Raw genomic sequence first — 19,307 nt, 5'->3', positions numbered from 1 at the left:
CAAGGAACGGACGCTTCCTTCGGACCGCCTTCCAGCGGGCCCTCCGGGCGCTTCGTTCTTTCGTGTTTCCAGCTTACCAGATGTTTTCCGCTCCGTTTACCGGGGCTTTTTGCATCTGAAATCTGGTGTTAACCGCCAAGTTGTGGCGACTCGGCCAACCATAGCGGGTCGGTTGCCGGAGCGCGAATCGAGGCTCGCCGTGGGTCACCCGGACGGCGGCATGATTTGTTGCTCTCGCGAGCATATACAGCAATGGTCCCGATTCGCCAAGATGGCTGTAGAGTGCGGCGCATCGGCTAAGAGGACTAGACCAGTCGCGGGTCGATGTGACGCCGGTCGGTAGACGGGTGGGGGCGTGAGTCTTCGCCCGGGAATGTCAACAGATGTCCGAAGTTGACATGATTTAGGCTTCAGTTGATCGTCGCGCCGCGCTCGCGGCCGCTTCGCTGTATTGCGTACTTGGGAGGCACAACCATGACCACTGTGACGTCGCCGCTGACCGGACAGGTCGTCGGGCTCGCGGGCGTTCCGGACCCGGTGTTCTCGGGCGCGATGGTCGGCCCGGGCACCGCGATCGACCCGGTTCGCGAGCCCACCGAGGCGGTCGCTCCGGTGGACGGCGTCGTGGTCTCCATGCACCCGCACGCCTTCGTGGTGGTGGACGCGGACGGGCACGGTGTGCTGACCCACCTGGGCATCGACACGGTGCAGCTGAACGGCGAGGGCTTCGAGCTGCTCGTCAACAAGGGCGACACGGTGACCCGCGGTCAGGCCGTGATCCGGTGGGACCCGGCCGCGGTCGAGGCCGCCGGCAAGTCGCCGATCTCGCCGATCGTGGCGCTGGAGGCCGCTCCCGACTCCCTGGGCAACCTGGTCGAGTCCGGCGAGGCCCAGGCCGGCGACCAGCTGTTCAGCTGGAACTGACCCCTCGGTCACCGACACACACCCGCCCCGCAGGAGTTGACGGGGCGACCCGGCACTCAGCGGTTCCCGGCGGGGCCGCTCCTCTCAGCGGAGAAACAGGAACATGGAGAAGACACTGCGCGGCGTGGGGGTCAGCCACGGGGTCGCGATCGGCCAGGTGCGGCACATGGGTACGGCGGTCCTGGAGCCCCCGGCCACCCAGATCCCGACCGAGGACGCCCCGCGTGAGCAGGCACGCGCCCAGGCGGCCGTCGAGGCGGTCGCGGCCGACCTGATCGCGCGCGGCAACCTGGCCGGCGGCGAGGCGCAGGCCGTGCTGGAGGCCCAGGCGCTGATGGCGCAGGACCCGGAGCTGATGGCCGACGTGTCCCGCCGGATCGCCGTCGGCAGCAGTGCCGAGCGCGGCGTGTACGACGCCTTCGCGGCCTACCGGGCGCTGCTGGCCTCCGCCGGGGAGTACCTGGCCGGGCGTGTCGCCGACCTGGACGACGTGCGCAACCGCATCGTGGCGCGCCTGCTGGGCGTGCCGATGCCGGGCGTGCCGGACAGCGACGAGCCGTACGTGCTGTTCGCGCGGGACCTGGCGCCGGCCGACACCGCGCTGCTGGACCCGACGCTGGTGCTCGGCTTCGTGACCGAGGAGGGCGGGCCGACCAGCCACAGCGCCATCCTGGCGCGGGCCATGGGCGTGCCGGCCGTGGTCGCGCTGTCGGGGGCGACGGACGTCGCCGAGGGCACCGTCGTCGCGGTGGACGGCAGTTCGGGCGACGTGCTGCTGGACCCGTCGCGGGAGAAGCAGGACGAGCTGCGGGCGGTCGCCGCCGAGCGCAAGGCCGCGCTGGCCGCCTCCTCCGGCCCGGGGCAGACCTCGGACGGGCACCGGGTGCCGCTGCTCGCCAACGTGGGCGGCCCGGCGGACGTGCCGGCCGCGCTGGAGAACGGTGCGGAGGGCGTCGGCCTGTTCCGTACCGAGTTCCTGTTCCTGGACGACTCGGCGAAGGCTCCCAGCGAGGAGAAGCAGGTCGAGGCGTACCGCAAGGTGCTGGAGGCCTTCCCGGAGGGCCGGGTCGTGGTCCGGGCGCTGGACGCGGGCGCGGACAAGCCGCTGGACTTCCTGACCCCGGCCGACGAGCCGAACCCGGCGCTGGGCGTGCGCGGTCTGCGCACCCTGCTGGAGCACCCGGAGGTGCTGCGCACCCAGCTGCGGGCGCTGGCCACGGCGGCCGCGGGCCTGCCGGTGCACCTTGAGGTGATGGCCCCGATGGTGGCCGACCGCAAGGACGCCGCGGACTTCGCCGCCGCGTGCCGCGAGGCCGGGCTGGACGCCAAGTTCGGTGCGATGGTGGAGATCCCGTCGGCCGCGCTGCGGGCCCGGTCGATCCTCCAGGAGGTCGAGTTCCTGTCGCTGGGGACCAACGACCTGGCCCAGTACACCTTCGCCGCCGACCGTCAGGTCGGTGCGCTGGCCCGGCTGCAGGACCCGTGGCAGCCGGCGCTGCTGGACCTGGTCGCCGCGGCCGCCGAGGCCGCGCAGGCGACCGGCAAGAGCTGTGGCGTCTGCGGTGAGGCGGCGTCCGACCCGCTGCTGGCCGTGGTGCTGACCGGTCTGGGCGTCACCAGCCTCTCCATGGGCTCGGCCTCGATCCCCTACGTCCGGAGCACGCTGGCGAAGTACACGCTGGCGCAGTGCCGCCGGGCCGCCGAGGCGGCCCGGGCTGCGGACAGCGCCGAGGAGGCGCGGGCCGCCGCGCAGCAGGTGCTCTCCGGCGAGTAGGAGCCGGGACCGGGAAGCGTAGGACCCGGGAAACGCTGAAGGGGCGCCCCCACCGCACCGGTGGGGGCGCCCCTTCGGCGTTCGCCCGGGTCGGTCAGGCCTGGCGGTCGACCCGGAGCCGCTCGAAGAAGCGCAGGTGGTCGAGGTTGTCGACCGAACCGGGGTTGACGGCCTGCTCCAGCGGGGTACCGGAGAGGATCCGCTTGACCGGGACCTCGATGCGCTTGCCGGTCAGCGTGTGCGGCAGGCCGCGGACGACGATCACCTCGTCCGGGACGTGGCGCGGGGAGAGCTCGGTGCGCAGCGAGGTGCGGATGCGGCCGATGAGGTCGTCGTCGAGTTCGGCGCCGGGGGCGAGGACGACGAACAGCGGCATCCAGTAGCCGCCGTCGGGCTCCTCCAGGCCGATGACCAGGGACTCGGCGATCTCGGGGAGGCGCTCGACCACCTCGTAGATGTCCGAGGAGCCCATCCGGACGCCCTGGCGGTTGAGGGTGGAGTCGGAGCGGCCGTGGATGACGACGGTGCCCCGGGAGGTGACGGTGATCCAGTCGCCGTGGCGCCAGATGCCGGGGTAGGTGTCGAAGTAGCTGTCGTGGTACCGGGTGCCCTCGGGGTCGTTCCAGAAGCCGGTGGGCATCGACGGGATCGGCTTGGTGACGACGAGCTCGCCGACGGTGTCGGTGTGCGGGTGGCCCTGGACGTCCCAGGACTCGACGGCGGCGCCCAGGCAGGGGGCCTGGATCTCACCGAGGTACACGGGCAGGGTGGGGACGCCGCCGACGAAGCAGGAGCAGACGTCGGTGCCGCCGCTGACCGAGGCGAGCCAGACGTCCTGCTTGACCTCGTCGTAGATCCAGCGGAAGCCGTCCGGCGGGAGCGGGGAGCCGGTGGTGCCGATGCAGCGGACGGCGGAGAGGTCGAGTTCGCGGCCGGGGTGCAGCTCGGCCTTGCGGCTGGCGATGACGTACGCGGCGGAGGTGCCGAGGACGGTGGCGCGGGTGCGGGCGGCGACGGACCACAGGGCGCCGGTGTCGGGGTGGCCGGGGCTGCCGTCGTAGGTGACGATCGTGGCCCCGACCAGGAGGCCGGCCAGCAGGAAGTTCCACATCATCCAGCCGGTGGAGGTGTACCAGAGGAAGCGGTCCCGGGGGCCGAGGTCGAGGTGGAGGCCGGCCTGCTTGAGGTGTTCGAGCAGGATGCCGCCCTGGCTCTGGACGATCGCCTTGGGCAGGCCGGTGGTGCCGGAGGAGTAGAGGACCCAGAGCGGGTGGTCGAAGGGGACCGGCTCGAACACCGGCGCCACGTCCTCGGCGACCAGGTCCTCCCACCGGAGGGCGCCCTCGGGGGCCGGGGCGCCGAGCAGCGGGACGTGCACCACGGTGTGCAGGCTGGGGAGTTCGCGGCGCAGCTCGGCGACGACCTCGGTGCGGTCGTGGTCCTTGCCGCCGTAGTGGTAGCCGTCGACGGCGAAGAGGACCGCGGGTTCGATCTGCTGGAGGCGGTCGAGGACGCTGCGGGCGCCGAAGTCGGGGGCGCAGCTCGTCCAGACGGCGCCGACGGCGGCGGTGGCGAGCAGTGCGACGGCGGCCTGCGGGATGTTCGGCAGGTAGGCGCTGACCCGGTCGCCGGGGCGGACGCCACGGGCGCGCAGGGCGGCGGCCAGCGAGCCGACCTGGCGGCGCAGTTCGGACCAGCTGAGGGCGGCCGGCTGCTCGGTGGTCTCGTCCAGGTGGAGGATCGCCGGGCGGTCGGCGTTCGCCTCGTCCTCGGCGGCGCGCAGGGCGTGCTCGGCGTAGTTGAGGCGGGCGCCGGGGAACCAGCGGGCGCCGGGCATGGCCGGGTCGGCGAGGACGGCCTCCGGGGCCTCGGTGAAGCGGACGTCGAACCACTGCGTCACCGCGGTCCAGAAGCGGTCGAGGTCGGCGGTGGACCAGGCGTGCAGGTCCGCGTAGCGCTGGGCGGCCTGCTGGTCGTCGGCGGCCGGAGCGAGCGGGGCGGCCGGGGCTCCGTGGTGTTCGGCGGCCCAGGCCTGGAAGGCGACCAGGCTGGTGGCGGCGGCGCGAGCGGGGTTGGGGCGCCAGAGCGGCTGGTCCTGGGTTGGGGTGCTCACGGTGGTGGTCTCCCGGCCGGTGGTGGGGACGGGTGAGCTCGTGGCCAACCCGTCCGGTTGGGCTGTCGGTGCAGACCATGCCATGCGAGCGGCCGCTGCGCCAGGGTCGGCCGGGCGTTGCGCCACCCCTCGGCGGGCCGCCCCTCAGCGGGGGGTGAACTCGCCGTCGAACCAGCGGCGCAGGATGCCGTTGTGGAAGTCCCAGACCAGCGCGGTGTCGGCGGTGGCGAGCAGCCAGCCCTCGGTCTCGTCGGTGGGGAGGGAGGGCGGGAGTTCGGCGAGCGGGCGGGCGGGGAGGAGTCCGCAGAGCATGATGAAGCGGCCGTTGGGGTCGGAGGCCGTGTGGATCAGGCGGACGTCGGCGGCGTCGGCCAGGATGCCGGTCTCCTCGGCGAGTTCGCGCACGCAGGCCTGCTGCCAGCTCTCGCCGAAGTCCATGTAGCCGCCGGGGAAGGCGAGTTCGCCGTAGCCGGGTTCGATGGTGCGGCGGATGACGACCAAGGCCGGCTCGGCGTCGGGCCGGGTGACGGGCAGGACGGTGACGGCGACGGGCAGCGGGTTGCGGTAGCTGATCTCGGCGCAGCCGGGGCAGGTGCGGGGCCAGCCGTCGGTGCCGGGCGCGTACGGCGTGCCGCAGAAGTGGCAGTGGGAGAAAGGCCGGTGGGTGGTGCGGGTCGCTTCGTCGGTGGTCATGGGCGGATGGTAGCCCGGGGCTCAGCGGGGCCGGTCGTCGGTGGCGGGTGCGCCGGGGCCCGGGCCGTCCTCGCGGGCGGGGCGGAGCAGGGCGGGGTGCAGCAGTCGGGCGCCGCCGGCGTGGTAGGTGCGGGCGCGGGGGCCGCCGCGGGCGCCGCCGCGCTGGGTGGTGGTGCCGGTGCTCTCGACGAAGCCGGGGGCGGAGAGGACCTTGCGGTGGAAGTTGCCGGGGTGGAGCTTCTCGTCCCAGACGGCCTCGTAGACGGCGCGGAGGTCGGGGATGGTGAAGTCGTGGGGCAGGAAGGCGGTGGCGAGCGGGCTGTACTCCAGCTTGGCGCGCACCCGGTCGAGGCCGTCGGCCAGGATGCGGGCGTGGTCGAAGGCGAGCCGGATCGGCTGCGGTGCGACCGGCGGGGGGCCGGTGTGCCCGTCGACGCCACCCCCGTGGGTGTCGGCGGGCACACCGGCGGCTGGGGCGCGGTCCGGGGGCCGCGGGGCCGGGTCGAGATCGGCCACCGGGTGCCAGGCGGCGGCCGCGGCGTCCGTGCCGGCCTGCGGGTCGGGCAGGTCCGGGGCGAAGGCCAGGTAGGCGACGGAGACGACGTGCATCCGCGGGTCCCGCTCGGGGGCGCCGTAGGTGCCGAGTTGTTCGAGGTGCAGGCGGCAGAGCGCGGCCTCGGCCTCGGAGACGCCCTGGAGGCCCGTCTCCTCGGCGAGTTCGCGGGCGGCGGCCTCGTCGAGGCCCTCCTCCCCCGCCCGCAGGAAGCCCCCGGGCAGCGCCCAGCAGCCTTGGTAGGGCGGGGCGCCGCGCTCGACCAGCAGCACGTGCAGCCGGCCGCCGCGCAGCGTCAGGGCCACCACGTCGACGGTGACGGCGATCGGGGCGTAGGCGCGCGGGTCGTACGCGGCGAGCCACTCCTGCTCGGCCGTGGGCCCGGCGGCGGGCTGGGGGGACGCGTCGTCCGCTGCCATCGCCGGCTCCTCTCCGCGCCCCTGGGGCACCTGGTGCTGTCGTTCTCGGGATGAGCACAACGTAACGACTCCGTTCCCCGGCGGCAAACGGTTTTCCCGGTCGGCGGGGGGCTCCGGCTTCTAGGCTGTGACCAGGAACGACCGCGCCCGAGGAGACCGAGATGCCCACTGCTCCCCCGCCGGACTTCGCCACGGCACTGGCGGCCGGCCCGCTGGTCCTGGACGGCGGGATGTCCAACCAGTTGGCCTCCGCGGGGCACGACCTGTCGGACGCGCTGTGGTCGGCGCGGCTACTCGCGGACGACCCGGACGCCGTGGTGGCGGCGCACCGGGCGTACTTCGCGGCGGGGGCCGACGTCGCGATCACGGCGAGCTACCAGGCGAGCTTCGCGGGCTTCGCCCGGCGCGGGGTGGGGCACGCGGCGGCGGCCCGGTTGCTGGCGAGCAGCGTGGAGCTGGCCCGGGAGGCGGCGCGGGCCGAGCCGGGCGGCCGGCGGCGCTGGGTGGCGGCCTCGGTCGGCCCGTACGGGGCGGTGCTGGCGGACGGTTCGGAGTACCGGGGCCGGTACGGGCTGGACCACGCGGAGCTGGTGGCGTTCCACCGGCCCCGGCTGGAGGTGCTGGCGGCGGCCCGGCCGGACGTGCTGGCGCTGGAGACGGTGCCGGACGCGGACGAGGCGCGGGCGCTGCTGGAGCTGGTGCGCGGGCTGGGGGTGCCGGCCTGGCTGTCGTACAGCGTGGCGGACGGCCGGACCAGGGCCGGGCAGCCCTTGGAGGAGGCGTTCGCGCTGGCCGCGGAGGTGGACGAGGTGCTGGCGGTGGGTGTGAACTGCTGCACTCCGCGGGACGCGGACCTGGCGGTGGCGGTGGCCGCGGAGGTGACCGGGAAGCCGGTGGTGGTCTACCCGAACAGCGGGGAGCACTGGGACCCGGACCGCCGGGACTGGCGCGGGGAGCCGACCTTCCGCTCGGCGCGGGTGGGCGGCTGGCTGGCGGACGGCGCGCGGCTGGTCGGCGGCTGCTGCCGGGTCGGCACCGACGGGATCGCCGCGCTGGCGGCCGAGGTGTCGGTGCGGCGCGGGCTGCTCAGCGGGGTGGAAGGGTAGCGGGCGCGGAAGGTTAACACCGGGTCGAGCGCGGGTTACCGAGGGGGAAGGTGCACGGACGGACGGCGGCCTGGCAGACTCGTCCCGTCACCACTGCGGTCGACAATGTCGACCGCCTGTCGTCCGGAGGTATCCATGCCCGGCCCGATCCAGTCGCTCTCCCGGGCCGCCGCGATCATGCGCCTGCTGGCCGGCGGCGAGCGCCGCCTGGGGCTGTCCGAGGTCGCGACGGCACTGGACCTCGCCAAGGGCACCGCGCACGGCATCCTGCGCACGCTGCAGCAGGAGGGGTTCGTCGAGCAGGACCCGGAGAGCGGCAAGTACCAGCTGGGCGCCGAGCTGCTGCGGCTGGGACAGAGCTACCTGGACGTGCACGAGCTGCGGGCGCGGGCGCTGGTCTGGGCGGACGACCTGGCCCGGGCGGCCGGGGAGACCGTCTACCTGGGGGTGCTGCACCAGCAGGGCGTGCTGATCGTGCACCACGTGTTCCGGCCCGACGACACCCGGCAGGTGCTGGAGGTCGGCTCGATGCAGCCGCTGCACAGCACCGCGATCGGCAAGGTCCTGGTGGCCTACGACCCGGTCGCGCGCGGGGAGTTGGGCGACGGTCCGTACGAGTCGTACACCGTGCGGACGCTGACCGAGGCGAGCGACCTGGACGCCGAGTGCGCGCTGATCCGCGAGCGCGGCTGGGCGGACTCGATCGAGGAGACCTGGGACGGCGTGGCCTCGATCGCGGCGCTGATCCAGGACCGGCGGCGCAACCCGGTGGGCGCGGTGTGCATCAACGGGCCGGTCGAGCGGGTCTGCGAGGACGGCTTCGTGAAGCCCTCGCTGGTGGCCTCGGTGCGCAGCGCGGCGCGGGCGATCTCCCGCGACCTGGGCGCCGGGCGGTTCTGAGCAACGCGGTCGATTCGTCACGCTGAGGCGCGGACGGGCGGTGAGCCTGTCCGCGCCTTGGCGTTTTGCCCCGATTCGGGCCGCTCCGCTGGGTAACTTCGGGGGACCTTCCGAGGGAAGGGTCACAGCTGCGTAACCCCGCCTTGACGCGGGGCCGACCTGGGGAGGAAGCTTCCGCATGACGGTCGACATTGTCGAACGATGGCCGGGAAGATCACTCCCACGGCGCGCTCACCCGCACAGGGATCCACCGGCCACCTGCCCCCACCCGCACTTCGGGCCATGACAAGGGAGTCTTTGTGTCCGCCATCTCCAACGGCGACGTCTTCGTCGGCGAAACCCTCGGCACCGCCGCCCTGATACTCCTCGGCGGCGGCGTCTGCGCCGCCGTGACCCTCAAGAAGTCGAAGGCCTTCAACGCCGGCTGGCTGGCGATCACCTTCGGCTGGGGCTTCGCGGTCCTCATCGCCGCCTACATGACCGGGGCCAAGTCCGGCGCCCACCTCAACCCGGCCGTCACCATCGCCATCGCCGTCAAGACCGGCGAGTGGAGCCAGGTGCCGCTCTACATCGGCTCCCAGCTGCTCGGCGCGATCATCGGCGCCGTCATGGTCTGGCTCGCCTACCTCGGCCAGTTCCAGGCCAACAAGGAGCCCACCCTCGGCATCTTCTCGACCGGGCCCGAGATCCGGAACCCGCTCCAGAACGTGATCACCGAGGTCATCGGCACCTTCGTGCTCTGCATGGCGATCCTCACCCTCGGCACCACCAAGGGCCTGGGCGACAGCGGCATGGGCACCCTGATCGTCGCCCTCACCGTCGTGGGCATCGGCCTCTCCCTCGGTGGCCCGACCGGCTACGCGATCAACCCGGCCCGCGACCTCGGCCCGCGCATCGCCCACACCTTCCTGCCGATCCCGAACAAGGGCGGCTCGGACTGGTCGTACGCCTGGATCCCGGTCGTCGGCCCGATCCTGGGCGGCCTCGCGGCCGGCGGCGTCTACAACGCCCTGTTCTAAAGGCCCGGTTGGAAACCGCCGAGCACGGGGACTGACCGGACGTACGGGTAACGAACGTCCGTGTCAGGCCCACCCACCCCGTAACCCCCGAACTTGAGCCGAGGACCCTCCACATGACCTCCACCGGTAACTACATCGCCGCGATCGACCAGGGCACCACCTCCAGCCGCTGCATCATCTTCGGCGCCGACGGCCGGATCGTCTCCGTCGACCAGCAGGAGCACCGGCAGATCTTCCCCCAGCCCGGCTACGTCGAGCACGACGCCGCCGAGATCTGGACCCGGGTGCAGTCGGTCGTCCGCGGTGCGCTGGAGAAGGCCGGCCTGACCAAGGACGACATCCGCGCGATCGGCATCACCAACCAGCGCGAGACCACCGTCCTGTGGGACAAGAACACCGGTGAGCCGGTGCACAACGCGCTGGTGTGGCAGGACACCCGCACCGAGGCGCTCTGCCGCGAACTGGGCCGCAACGTCGGCCAGGACCGCTTCCGCCGCGAGACCGGCCTCCCGCTGGCCAGCTACTTCGCCGGCCCGAAGATCCGCTGGCTGCTGGACAACGTCGAGGGCCTGCGCGAGCGCGCCGAGGCCGGCGACATCCTGTTCGGCACCATGGACACCTGGGTGATCTGGAACCTCACCGGCGGTGTGAACGGCGGCAAGCACGTCACCGACGTGACCAACGCCAGCCGCACCATGCTGATGAACCTGAACACCCTGGCGTGGGACGAGAAGATCGCCGACTCGATGGGCGTGCCGCTGACCGTCCTCCCGGAGATCCGCTCCTCCGCCGAGGTCTACGGCGAGGCCGTCGGCGACCTGGCCGGCGTCCCGGTCGCCGCCGCGCTCGGCGACCAGCAGGCCGCCCTGTTCGGCCAGACCTGCTTCAACGAGGGCGAGGCCAAGTCGACCTACGGCACCGGCACCTTCCTCCTGCTGAACACCGGCGAGAAGATCGTCAACTCGTACCACGGCCTGCTGACCACGGTCGGCTACCGGATCGGCGACCAGGCCCCGGTCTACGCGCTGGAGGGCTCGATCGCCGTCACCGGCTCGCTCGTCCAGTGGCTGCGCGACCAGCTCGGCATCATCTCCACCGCCGCCGAGATCGAGACCCTCGCCAACACCGTCGAGGACAACGGCGGCGCCTACTTCGTCCCGGCCTTCTCCGGCCTGTTCGCCCCGTACTGGCGCTCCGACGCCCGCGGTGTGATCGCCGGTCTGACCCGGTACGTCACCAAGGGCCACCTGGCCCGGGCCGTCCTGGAGGCCACCGCCTGGCAGACCCGCGAGGTCGTCGACGCCATGCAGAAGGACTCCGGGGTCGAGCTCACCGCCCTCAAGGTCGACGGCGGCATGACCAGCAACAACCTGCTCATGCAGAACATCGCCGACGTCCTGGACGCCCCGGTCGAGCGCCCCTACGTGGCCGAGACCACCGCCCTCGGCGCCGCCTACGCGGCCGGTCTCGCCGTCGGCTTCTGGAACGACCTCGACACCCTGCGGGCCAACTGGCACCGCGCCGCCGAGTGGACCCCGCGCATGGACGAGGACACCCGGGAGCGCGAGTACAAGAAGTGGCTCAAGGCCGTGGAGCGCACCATGGGCTGGGTGGAGGAGGAAGAGACCAACTGACCGACCCGCCGGTCGGGGCCCCGTGCCCCGGCCGGCCGCCCGCTGTTCCGGCACCGGGCGCAACCGTGTTCCACCGGCCCGCCGCACCGGGCCGACCGGCCTCTCCAGCAGGGGCCGCACCGCACCCGAGAGGAGTAACGGCGCAGCCGGAACAGCGCGCCGTACACAACCACCATGGCAACCATCCCGACCCTGGGCGCCGAGCGCACCGCCGGCCGCACCGCTTCCCGCGCCGAGACCCGTGAGCTGCTCGGCAAGGCCACCTACGACCTGCTGGTGATCGGGGGCGGCATCCTCGGCACGGCCGTCGCCTGGACCGCGTCCCAGGCCGGCCTGAAGGTCGCCATGGTCGACGCCGGCGACTTCGCCGGCGCCACCTCCAGCGCCTCCTCCAAGCTCGTCCACGGCGGTCTGCGCTACCTGCAGACCGGCGCGGTCAAGCTCGTCGCCGAGAACCACAAGGAGCGCCGCGCGCTCTCCACCGACGTGGCCCCGCACCTGGTCAACCCGCTGACCTTCTTCGTGCCGGTCTACAAGGGCGGCCCGCACGGCGCGGCCAAGCTCGGCGCCGGCGTGTTCCTCTACTCGGCGCTGTCCGCCTTCCGCGACGGCATGGGCCGGGTCTCCACCGCCGCGCACGCCGCCCAGCAGGTGCCCGCGCTGCGCACCGAGGGCCTGCGCTCGGTGGCCGTCTACGGCGACCACCAGATGAACGACTCGCGCGTCGCGGTGATGACCGTGCGCGCCGCCGTCGACGCCGGCGCCGTGGTCCTCAACCACGCCGAGGTCACCGGTCTGCGCTTCACCGGCGGCCGGGTCACCGGCGCCGAGCTGCGCGACCGCCTGGACGGCAGCGAGTTCGGCGTGAACGCCCGCCTGGTGCTCAACGCCACCGGCCCGTGGGTCGACCACCTGCGCACGATGGAGGACGCCGGCGCCGCGCCGTCGATCCGCCTCTCCAAGGGCGCCCACGTCGTCGTCAAGCGCCGCTCGCCGTGGCGCGCCGCGCTGACCATCCCGATCGACAAGTACCGCGTCTCCTTCGCCATCCCGTGGGAGGACCACGTCCTCCTCGGCACCACCGACGAGGAGTACACCGGCGACCCGAAGGACGTCCGGGCCACCGAGGCGGACATCGACCAGATCATGGGCGAGGCCGCGCACGCGATCCGCGACGAGCACCTCGACCGCGACCTGATCACCTACTCCTTCGCCGGCCTGCGCGTGCTGCCCGGCGGCCCGGGTGACACCGCCGCCGCCAAGCGCGAGACCGTCGTCACCGAGGGCCGCGGCGGCATGCTGTCGGTCTCCGGCGGCAAGTGGACCACCTACCGGCACATCGGCCGCGCGGTGCTGGAGAAGCTGGCCCACGTGCCCGGCACCGGCCTCGCCGAGGACATGTCCCCGATCGCCCCGACCGTCCCGCTGCCGGGCGTCGGCGCGCCGAACGCCGTCGCGCACCGGCTGCTGATCGACCGCGAGCCGGGCTCGCGGATGGAGCCGCTGGTCGCCAAGCACCTGGCCAGCCACTACGGCACCCTGTCCTTCGACATCGCCCGCATGATCGACGAGAACCCGGAGCTCGGCCGGCCGATCCACGCCGACGGCCCGGACGTCTGGGCGCAGGTCGCCTACGCGGCCGACAACGAGTGGGCGTACACCACGGACGACGTGCTGCGCCGCCGCACCACCATGACGGTGCGCGGGCTGGACACCCCGGAGATCCGGGACGAGGTCGAGGCCTTCCTCGCGAAGCGTGGGAACAAGTAGGCACAGCCTCGCGAAGCGTGGGAACAAGTAGGCACAACCTCGCGAAGCGTGGGAACAAGTAGGCACAGCCTCGCGAAGCGCGGGAACAAGTAGACGCGTAACTGCGGTACGGCGGGCGGGCGTTCGGGGTTTCCCCGGGCGCCCGCCCGCGTCTTCACACCACGGCGCCCGCCCTGACCACGTGCCGGAGGTGCCGCTCCGGGCGGGTCAGCACGGTGAGGTCGGCCAGCGGGTCGCCGTCGACGACCAGCAGGTCCGCGTGCGCGCCCGGGGCGAGGGTGCCGATCTCCCCCGCCAGGCCGAGCAGCCGGGCCGCCGTGGTGGTCGCCGAGCGGAGCACGTCGAGGGCCGGCTGGACCTGGGCGCGCAGGGTGAACTCCTCCAGCTGGGCGTGGTGCAGCGGGCCGAGCAGGTCGCTGCCGTAGACCAGGTTGACGCCCGCGCGGTGGGCGAGCTCCAGGGCCTCCAGGCCGCGGTCGCGGACCTCGGCGAGCTTGGCCAGTGAGGCCGGCGGCAGGCCGGAGGCGGCGCCGAGCTTCGCGGTCCGCTCGTAGGCGACCAGGGTGGGGACCAGGAAGGCGTCCTTCTCCAGCAGCAGCGCGACGGTGGTGCCGTCCAGCAGGTTGCCGTGTTCGACGCAGCGCACGCCGGCCCGCAGGGCGCGGTCGATCGCGCGCGGGTGGTAGGCGTGCACGGTGACGTAGCGGTTGTGGTTCTCGGCCTCCTCGACGGCCGCCCGGATCTCCTCCTCGCTGTACTGGACCGCGGCGATCTCGTCGTGCGGGGAGGCGACGCCGCCGGAGAGCAGCACCTTGAGGTGCCGGGCGCCCTTGCGGAACTCGTCCCGGGCGGCGGCGCGCACCGCGTCCACGCCGTCGGCGATCCGGCCGAAGTGGGGGCGGGCCTCGCAGCAGGGCAGCGAGTCGTCGCCGAGTGGGCGCAGGTCGCCGTGGCCGCCGGTCTGGGAGAGCGCCTTGCCGCCGTGCAGCAGGCGCGGACCGGGGACGAGGCCCTCGGCCAGGGCGCGGGCCATGCCGTGGTCGGCGCCGCCGACGTCGCGGACGGTGGTGAAGCCGCGGCGCAGCATCCGTTCGGCCTCGGCCAGGGCGCGGACGGTGGCGTAGCCGGGCGTCCAGTTCGCGACGTCACGCAGGTCGAGCGAGGTGACCAGCAGGTGGACGTGGGCGTCGATCAGGCCGGGCAGCACGGTGGCGCCCCGTGCGTCCAGGACCCGGACCGCTTCGGTGGCGGCCGGCGGGCGGCCGGTGCCGGTGGCGGTGATCCGGCCGTCGGCGGCCTCCAGCCAGCCGGGGTCGGTGCGGGTGCCGTCCTCGGGGTGGAGCAGGTGGGCGTTGGTGATCAGCAGGCGGGTCATGTCCGGCTCCTTCGGCCGCGCGTGGTTCAGTACGGCTCGTATTGAATACGACTCGTACTGAATACACCATGTATCGTGCTGCTGTGAACCCACCCCCCACCGAAGCCGCCGCTCCCCGACCGCCCCGGCGGCGCGTCCACACCCGGGCCCGACTGCTCGCCGCGGCGAGCGAGCTGTTCCTCTCCGTCGGCTTCGCGCGGACGAGCATCGAGGACGTCTGCGCCGCCGCCGGGTACACCCGCGGGGCCTTCTACTCGAACTTCGCCGGCAAGGAGGACCTGCTGCTGGCCCTCTTCGACGACCAGGCCGCCCGGCGGATCACCGAGCTGGAGCGGCTCGCCGCCGCCTGCGAGGCGCTCGCGCCGCCGGAGCGGGCCCGGCTGCTGGTCGAGGCGCTGCTGCGGGTCGAGCCGGCGGAGAGCGGGTGGATCCTGCTGTTCCTGGAGTTCCGGCTGGTCGCGGCCCGGTCCGCGGAGCTGGCCGAACAGCTCGCCGCGCACGACCGGACGGTGGCGCGGGCGCTGGCCGACGTCCTGGAACGGGTGCTGCCCGAGCTGGTGCCGGCCGGAGCCGGGGCCGGGCGGACGGCGGCGGTCGTGCTGGCGGCGCGCGAGGGGGTGCTGGCCCGTACGGCGGCCGGCGGCGCGGCGGCCGAGGAGCTGCTGGCGGCCACCACGGCCGTGCTCTCGGGGCTGCTCGGGCACTGACCGCGAACGCCGCAGGGGCGGCACCCGTACGGTACGGGTGCCGCCCCTGCGGGCGAAGGCGCGCCGGGCGCGCTAGATGATCAGGCTCAGCGGCATGATCAGGGCGATCGCGACCACCGAGATCACCGTCTCCATCACCGACCAGGACTTGAGCGTCTGCCCGACGCTCATCCCGAAGTACTCCTTCACCAGCCAGAAGCCGGCGTCGTTGACGTGCGACAGGAACAGCGAGCCGGCCCCGATCGCGAGCACCAGCAGGGCCGCGTGGGTCGAGGACATGTTCGCGGCGAGCGGCGACACGATGCCGGCCGCGGTGATGGTGGCGACCGTCGCCGAGCCGGTGGCCAGGCGGATCAGCACGGCGATCAGCCAGCCCAGCAGCAGCGCGGAGATGTGCCACTTGCCGGACCACTCGCTCACCGCGTTGCCGACGCCCACGTCGATCAGGGTCTGCTTGAAGCCGCCGCCGGCGCCGACGATGAACACGATCCCGGCGATCGGGCCGAGCGACTTTCCGACGGTGTCGGAGATCCGGGCCCGGTCGAAGCCGGCCGCCCTGCCGAGGGTCAGCATGGCGAGCAGGGTCGCGGCGAGCAGGGCGATCAGCGGGGAGCCGATGAAGTCGAAGACCCGCTGGCCGACCGCCTTCGGGTCGTCGATCACCACGTCGGCCAGGGCCTTGCCGAGCATCAGCACGACGGGCAGCAGGATGGTCGCCATCACCGCGCCGAACGACGGGGTGCGCTCGGACCTGGTGGTCTCCTCGGGGGCCGTGGCGGCCGGGACCTCCAGCGGGCCCACCCAGCGCTCGGCGACCCGGGCGAACAGCGGGCCGGCGATGATCAGGGTCGGGACGGCGATCAGCAGGCCGAGCGCCAGGGTGATGCCGAGGTCGGCCTTGAGCGCGTCGACCGCGACCAGCGGGCCCGGGTGCGGGGGCACCAGGCCGTGCAGCACCGACAGGCCGGCCAGGGCCGGGATGCCGACCCGCATCAGCGGCACGTTGCCGCGGCGGGCGACCAGCAGCACGATCGGGATCAGCAGGACGACGCCGACCTCGAAGAACAGCGGCAGGCCGAGCACGGCGGCGATCAGCGCCATCGCCCAGGGCAGCGCCTTGTTGCCGGTCCGGGACAGCACGGTGTCCGCGATGATGTTGGCGCCGCCCGAGTCCGCGAGCAGCTTGCCGAGCATCGCGCCCAGGCCGATCAGCAGACCGACGCTGGCCACGGTGGAACCGAAGCCCGTGGAGAAGCTGCTCAGCAGCTTGTCGAAGGGGGCGCCCGCGACGGCGGCCAGCAGGCCGGAGCCGAGCGTGAGGGCGAGGAACGGGTGCAGTTTCAGCTTGGTGATCAGCAGGACGATCGCGCCGATGCTGAGCAGCACCGCGATCAGCAGCTGGGAGTCGCTGCCGGTGTGCGGCAGGGCCGGTGGGGCGGCCGCCAGGAGGGTGGGGGCAATACTCACGCGAGGTCTCCATTGACGGGCCGCAGCAGCGCCACGGCCATCTCGACGAGTTCTTCGGGGGACGGGCCCACGTCCAGGACGGCGCCGCGCTCGTCCGCACCCAGGGGCTCCAGGGTGGCGTACTGGGATCCGAGCAGCGACGACGGCATGAAGTGGCCGGTGCGGTGGGAGAGCCGGTCCTCGACCAGCTCGTGACCGCCGCTGAGGTGCAGGAAGAAGGCGCCCGGGGCGGCCGCGCGCAGGATGTCGCGGTAGCCGTGCTTCAACGCCGAGCAGGTGACCACGCCGCCGGTGCCGGACTCGGTGCGCTCCCCGAGCCAGGCGCCGATGGCGCGCAGCCAGGGTTCCCGGTCCCGGTCGTCCAGCGGCGTGCCGGCGGACATCTTGGCGATGTTGGCCGGCGGGTGGAACTCGTCCGCCTCGGCGAAGGGGAGATCGAGGCGGTCGGCCAGGAGGCGGGCCAGGGTGGTCTTGCCGACACCGGAGACGCCCATCACCACGACGGTGAGGGGGGTGCCCGGGAGGGCGCGGTTCTCGACGTTGAGAGCCATCGGTGGTGCTCCTTCGTTGCAGGCCGCCACTATCGCCTCAAAGATATGACGTATTCAAGTGCCGGAAACCAAATCGTCATACTTTTGGAGTGTGGGGTAGGTCGCAGGGCGGTGCGCGCCGCGCGGGGGCGGCCGTCTACCCTGGGCGGATGGAGATCCAGGGGCTGCCCGGCCGGGTGCTTGACGAGCTCGGGCCGGCGATCGCGTCCGGGGAGCTCCCCGAGGGCGCGGTGCTGCGCGCGGAGGACCTGGAGGAACGGTTCGGGGTGTCCCGGACGGTCGTCCGGGAGGCGGTGCGCGTCCTGGAGGGGATGCGCCTGGTGGCGTCCCGCCGGCGGGTCGGGATCACCGTCCAGCCGAAGTCGGTCTGGGACGTCTTCGACCCCATGGTGATCCGCTGGCGACTGGCCGGCGCCGACCGGCCCGCCCAACTGCGCTCGCTCGGCTCCCTGCGGGTGGCCGTCGAACCGGCCGCGGCCGCGCTCGCCGCGAGCCACGCCAGCGACGACGACCGGCGCGAACTCAGCTCGCTGGCCGTGGAGTTGACGGTCGCCGCCCGGGAGGCCGACCTCACCACCTTCCTCGGGTACGACATCGCCTTCCACGCCCTCGTGCTGCGCGCCTCCGGGAACGAGATGTTCGCCCACCTCGGCGACACCGTCGGGGCGGTGCTCACCGGCCGGACCGAGTACCATCTGATGCCCCATCAGCCCGAGCCGTACGCGATCAGGCTGCACCGGGAGGTCGCCGACGCGATCTGCGGCGGCGACGCCGCGCACGCCGAACGGGCGATGCGGACGATCGTCACCGGCGCCCTGGAGGAGCTCGACCAGCAGTTGGGGTGAGCTCCCGCCGCCGCCTGCCCAGATGGCACGGTTTGACGGCAGTTCGGTGGATTCGGACGCATGGTCCGGGTTCGGCGGGGGCAGAGTGAGGTGAAGGGGGCGCAATTCGTGTGCGCCCGTTCCCCGTTCCAGCACCGGATCCGCGCCTGGGGGTCGCCCGATGTCCGCGCCACGCCGTCGCCGCCGCCTGCCCGACGAGGTGCGCTCCGCCGCAGTCCGGGCGGTGCTCTGCCTCTCCTTCACGCTGGTGGGCGTGGTCGTCGCGACCCTGGCCTCGTACGCGGGCAGTTGGCTGATGACACCCGCACTGATGGCGATGGGGCTGGGGGTGTTCGGCACGATGTGGTGCCTGCTGGAGATCCTGATCTCCCGCCAGGTGGCCGCCCAGCGGATGCGCGGGCCGAACTCCGCGCACCCGATGGCGGGCAGCCGGGCCGCCCCCGAACCGCTGGCGCCCCGCCCGTTCCCCCGGCCGGGCAGCGCGCCGCAGCAGCCCTACCGGTCGCAGCAACCTCCGCAGTCGCCGCAGCATCCGCAGGCGCAGGCGCCGACCACGTGGCCGGGCGGGGGCCGACGGACCGTCAGATGACGATCCGGTAGTGGGTGGTGAGCCGGGAGTCCCCGTCCAGGACGTGGAAGGCGAGCATCGGCGGGTGGTCGAAGGTGATGCCGCGGCCGCCCTCGCAGGGCAGGGTGGTGGTGGACACCACGCCGGGCGCGACCAGCACCGGAAGGCCCGCGAAGGTGGTCGCGGCGGGGGTGTGGGAGTGGCCGCAGAGCAGGGCGGCCACCCGGGGGTGGCGGCGGAGCACCCGTGCGAGCCGGACCTCGCCGTACTGGCGGATCCGGTCCACGCTCGGGATGTGCAGCTCGACCGGCGGGTGGTGGAAGGCCACCAGGGCCGGCGACTCCTGCTCTCCGGAGGCGAGTCGGTCGTCCAGCCAGTCCAGGGTGGCGTCCGCCAGCAGGCCGTCGTGCTGCCCCGGTATCGAGGAGTCGAGCATCAGCACGTCGACGCCGGGCAGCCGGTGCAGCCGGTTGACCGGGTCCGTCGACGGCGCCTCGCCGAGCAGCACCTCCCGGTACGGCTCCCGGACGTCGTGGTTGCCGGGGCAGGTGAGCACCGGGTGCCGGGACGCCAGCACCTCGGCGACCTGGCGGTACTCCTCGGGCGAGCCGTGGTCGGCGAGGTCGCCGGTGACCAGCACCGCGTCCAGCGGGCCGGGCAGGGCGTCGAGGTACGCCATCACCTGCTCGGCCCGCCGCCGGGCGCGCTTGCCGCCGTCCCGACGGTGGACCTGGCCGAGGTGGATGTCACTGAGGTGCGCGATCGTCAGCATGGCGGTCACGCTATACGGCCTGCCGTCGAACTCCCGTCGTTCGCCCGGAGGGCGGGCGGGGCGGCGTTGGGGTGCGTGCATCGCAAGGCGGAGGAGGGAGTCCATGCGGTGCATCGG

17 protein-coding genes are annotated in these 19,307 nt (G+C 73.2%); 10 read left to right on the top strand and 7 right to left on the bottom strand.

What is annotated here, in order from left to right; genetic code table 11:
* The first annotated feature begins 474 nt into the window (after positions 1-474).
* Both ACFWXO_RS40135 and ptsP read left to right on the top strand, forming a co-directional pair.
* On the top strand, positions 475-924 hold the full coding sequence (locus ACFWXO_RS40135) for a PTS glucose transporter subunit IIA (RefSeq protein ID WP_375892293.1): 450 nt from the start codon (positions 475-477) through the stop codon (positions 922-924).
* 103 nt (positions 925-1,027) lie between these two features.
* Positions 1,028-2,698: a phosphoenolpyruvate--protein phosphotransferase gene (ptsP, locus tag ACFWXO_RS40130; protein ID WP_380530875.1), complete on the top strand. Its 1,671-nt coding sequence runs from the start codon at positions 1,028-1,030 to the stop codon at positions 2,696-2,698.
* A 94-nt stretch (positions 2,699-2,792) separates the two neighbouring features.
* Here the strand turns inward: ptsP and ACFWXO_RS40125 are convergent, their stop codons facing one another.
* From ACFWXO_RS40125 to ACFWXO_RS40115, 3 genes are all read right to left on the bottom strand, one after another.
* Positions 2,793-4,811, bottom strand: a complete 2,019-nt coding sequence (locus ACFWXO_RS40125) for an acetoacetate--CoA ligase (RefSeq protein ID WP_375892297.1) — start codon at positions 4,809-4,811, stop codon at positions 2,793-2,795.
* 144 nt (positions 4,812-4,955) lie between these two features.
* Positions 4,956-5,504 carry an NUDIX domain-containing protein gene (locus ACFWXO_RS40120; RefSeq protein ID WP_375892299.1) on the bottom strand — a complete coding sequence of 183 codons (549 nt, stop codon included), beginning with the start codon at positions 5,502-5,504 and terminating at the stop codon, positions 4,956-4,958.
* A gap of 21 nt (positions 5,505-5,525) precedes the next feature.
* Positions 5,526-6,476 (bottom strand): NUDIX domain-containing protein, encoded by a 951-nt coding sequence (locus tag ACFWXO_RS40115; protein ID WP_380530871.1) that lies wholly within the window; start codon positions 6,474-6,476, stop codon positions 5,526-5,528.
* A gap of 161 nt (positions 6,477-6,637) precedes the next feature.
* On the opposite strand from ACFWXO_RS40115, the gene mmuM reads away from it, so the two are divergent.
* From mmuM to ACFWXO_RS40090, 5 genes are all read left to right on the top strand, one after another.
* On the top strand, positions 6,638-7,582 hold the full coding sequence (gene mmuM / locus ACFWXO_RS40110) for a homocysteine S-methyltransferase (RefSeq protein ID WP_375892303.1): 945 nt from the start codon (positions 6,638-6,640) through the stop codon (positions 7,580-7,582).
* A 135-nt stretch (positions 7,583-7,717) separates the two neighbouring features.
* On the top strand, positions 7,718-8,482 hold the full coding sequence (locus ACFWXO_RS40105; RefSeq protein WP_375892305.1) for an IclR family transcriptional regulator: 765 nt from the start codon (positions 7,718-7,720) through the stop codon (positions 8,480-8,482).
* Between the two features lie 308 nt (positions 8,483-8,790).
* Complete coding sequence (locus tag ACFWXO_RS40100) at positions 8,791-9,501, top strand: MIP/aquaporin family protein (protein ID WP_375892419.1); 711 nt, start codon at positions 8,791-8,793, stop codon at positions 9,499-9,501.
* A gap of 113 nt (positions 9,502-9,614) precedes the next feature.
* A complete protein-coding gene (gene glpK / locus ACFWXO_RS40095; RefSeq protein ID WP_375892307.1) occupies positions 9,615-11,135 on the top strand; it encodes a glycerol kinase GlpK in 1,521 nt (506 codons plus the stop codon).
* A gap of 174 nt (positions 11,136-11,309) precedes the next feature.
* Positions 11,310-12,905 (top strand): FAD-dependent oxidoreductase, encoded by a 1,596-nt coding sequence (locus ACFWXO_RS40090; RefSeq protein WP_375892308.1) that lies wholly within the window; start codon positions 11,310-11,312, stop codon positions 12,903-12,905.
* Between the two features lie 154 nt (positions 12,906-13,059).
* Here the strand turns inward: ACFWXO_RS40090 and ACFWXO_RS40085 are convergent, their stop codons facing one another.
* Positions 13,060-14,280, bottom strand: a complete 1,221-nt coding sequence (locus ACFWXO_RS40085) for an amidohydrolase family protein (protein WP_380530864.1) — start codon at positions 14,278-14,280, stop codon at positions 13,060-13,062.
* Positions 14,281-14,363: 83 nt separating this feature from the next.
* Between ACFWXO_RS40085 and ACFWXO_RS40080 the strand changes: the two genes are divergently transcribed.
* A complete protein-coding gene (locus ACFWXO_RS40080) occupies positions 14,364-14,987 on the top strand; it encodes a TetR/AcrR family transcriptional regulator (RefSeq protein WP_375892311.1) in 624 nt (207 codons plus the stop codon).
* A 72-nt stretch (positions 14,988-15,059) separates the two neighbouring features.
* On the opposite strand, the gene ACFWXO_RS40075 is transcribed toward ACFWXO_RS40080, so the two are convergent.
* Positions 15,060-16,448, bottom strand: coding sequence for a gluconate:H+ symporter (locus ACFWXO_RS40075; RefSeq protein WP_375892421.1), 1,389 nt, complete (start codon positions 16,446-16,448; stop codon positions 15,060-15,062).
* A 2-nt stretch (positions 16,449-16,450) separates the two neighbouring features.
* Positions 16,451-17,005 (bottom strand): gluconokinase, encoded by a 555-nt coding sequence (locus ACFWXO_RS40070; RefSeq protein ID WP_380530861.1) that lies wholly within the window; start codon positions 17,003-17,005, stop codon positions 16,451-16,453.
* A 149-nt stretch (positions 17,006-17,154) separates the two neighbouring features.
* Here ACFWXO_RS40070 and ACFWXO_RS40065 point away from each other — a divergent pair, with 149 nt between their 5' ends.
* On the top strand, positions 17,155-17,850 hold the full coding sequence (locus ACFWXO_RS40065) for a FadR/GntR family transcriptional regulator (RefSeq protein ID WP_375892315.1): 696 nt from the start codon (positions 17,155-17,157) through the stop codon (positions 17,848-17,850).
* A 160-nt stretch (positions 17,851-18,010) separates the two neighbouring features.
* Positions 18,011-18,439, top strand: a complete 429-nt coding sequence (locus ACFWXO_RS40060; protein ID WP_375892317.1) for a hypothetical protein — start codon at positions 18,011-18,013, stop codon at positions 18,437-18,439.
* Here ACFWXO_RS40060 and ACFWXO_RS40055 read toward each other — a convergent pair.
* The gene (locus ACFWXO_RS40055; protein WP_380530856.1) at positions 18,432-19,190 is read right to left on the bottom strand and encodes a metallophosphoesterase; all 759 of its coding nucleotides are present in this window, start codon (positions 19,188-19,190) and stop codon (positions 18,432-18,434) included. The two genes, ACFWXO_RS40060 and ACFWXO_RS40055, sit on opposite strands and share 8 nt — an antisense overlap.
* Positions 19,191-19,307 lie beyond the last annotated feature (117 nt).

Origin of the sequence: Kitasatospora sp. NPDC059088 (genome assembly GCF_042738155.1) — a bacterium.
GTDB lineage: Bacteria > Actinomycetota > Actinomycetes > Streptomycetales > Streptomycetaceae > Kitasatospora.
The sequence above is the reverse complement of the archived record's forward strand: the minus strand, read 5'-3'. Positions and strand labels throughout refer to the sequence as shown.

Excerpts from the sequence above, each read along its gene's own strand:
- ACFWXO_RS40065 (WP_375892315.1), top strand. The coding sequence starts at position 17,155 with ATGGAGATCCAGGGGCTGCCCGGCCGGGTGCTTGACGAGCTCGGGCCG.
- glpK (WP_375892307.1), top strand. The coding sequence starts at position 9,615 with ATGACCTCCACCGGTAACTACATCGCCGCGATCGACCAGGGCACCACC.
- ACFWXO_RS40060 (WP_375892317.1), top strand. The coding sequence starts at position 18,011 with ATGTCCGCGCCACGCCGTCGCCGCCGCCTGCCCGACGAGGTGCGCTCC.
- ACFWXO_RS40085 (WP_380530864.1), bottom strand. The coding sequence starts at position 14,280 with ATGACCCGCCTGCTGATCACCAACGCCCACCTGCTCCACCCCGAGGAC.
- ACFWXO_RS40135 (WP_375892293.1), top strand. The coding sequence starts at position 475 with ATGACCACTGTGACGTCGCCGCTGACCGGACAGGTCGTCGGGCTCGCG.
- ACFWXO_RS40055 (WP_380530856.1), bottom strand. The coding sequence starts at position 19,190 with ATGCTGACGATCGCGCACCTCAGTGACATCCACCTCGGCCAGGTCCAC.
- mmuM (WP_375892303.1), top strand. The coding sequence starts at position 6,638 with ATGCCCACTGCTCCCCCGCCGGACTTCGCCACGGCACTGGCGGCCGGC.
- ACFWXO_RS40070 (WP_380530861.1), bottom strand. The coding sequence starts at position 17,005 with ATGGCTCTCAACGTCGAGAACCGCGCCCTCCCGGGCACCCCCCTCACC.
- ACFWXO_RS40115 (WP_380530871.1), bottom strand. The coding sequence starts at position 6,476 with ATGGCAGCGGACGACGCGTCCCCCCAGCCCGCCGCCGGGCCCACGGCC.
- ACFWXO_RS40090 (WP_375892308.1), top strand. The coding sequence starts at position 11,310 with ATGGCAACCATCCCGACCCTGGGCGCCGAGCGCACCGCCGGCCGCACC.
- ACFWXO_RS40105 (WP_375892305.1), top strand. The coding sequence starts at position 7,718 with ATGCCCGGCCCGATCCAGTCGCTCTCCCGGGCCGCCGCGATCATGCGC.
- ACFWXO_RS40120 (WP_375892299.1), bottom strand. The coding sequence starts at position 5,504 with ATGACCACCGACGAAGCGACCCGCACCACCCACCGGCCTTTCTCCCAC.
- ptsP (WP_380530875.1), top strand. The coding sequence starts at position 1,028 with ATGGAGAAGACACTGCGCGGCGTGGGGGTCAGCCACGGGGTCGCGATC.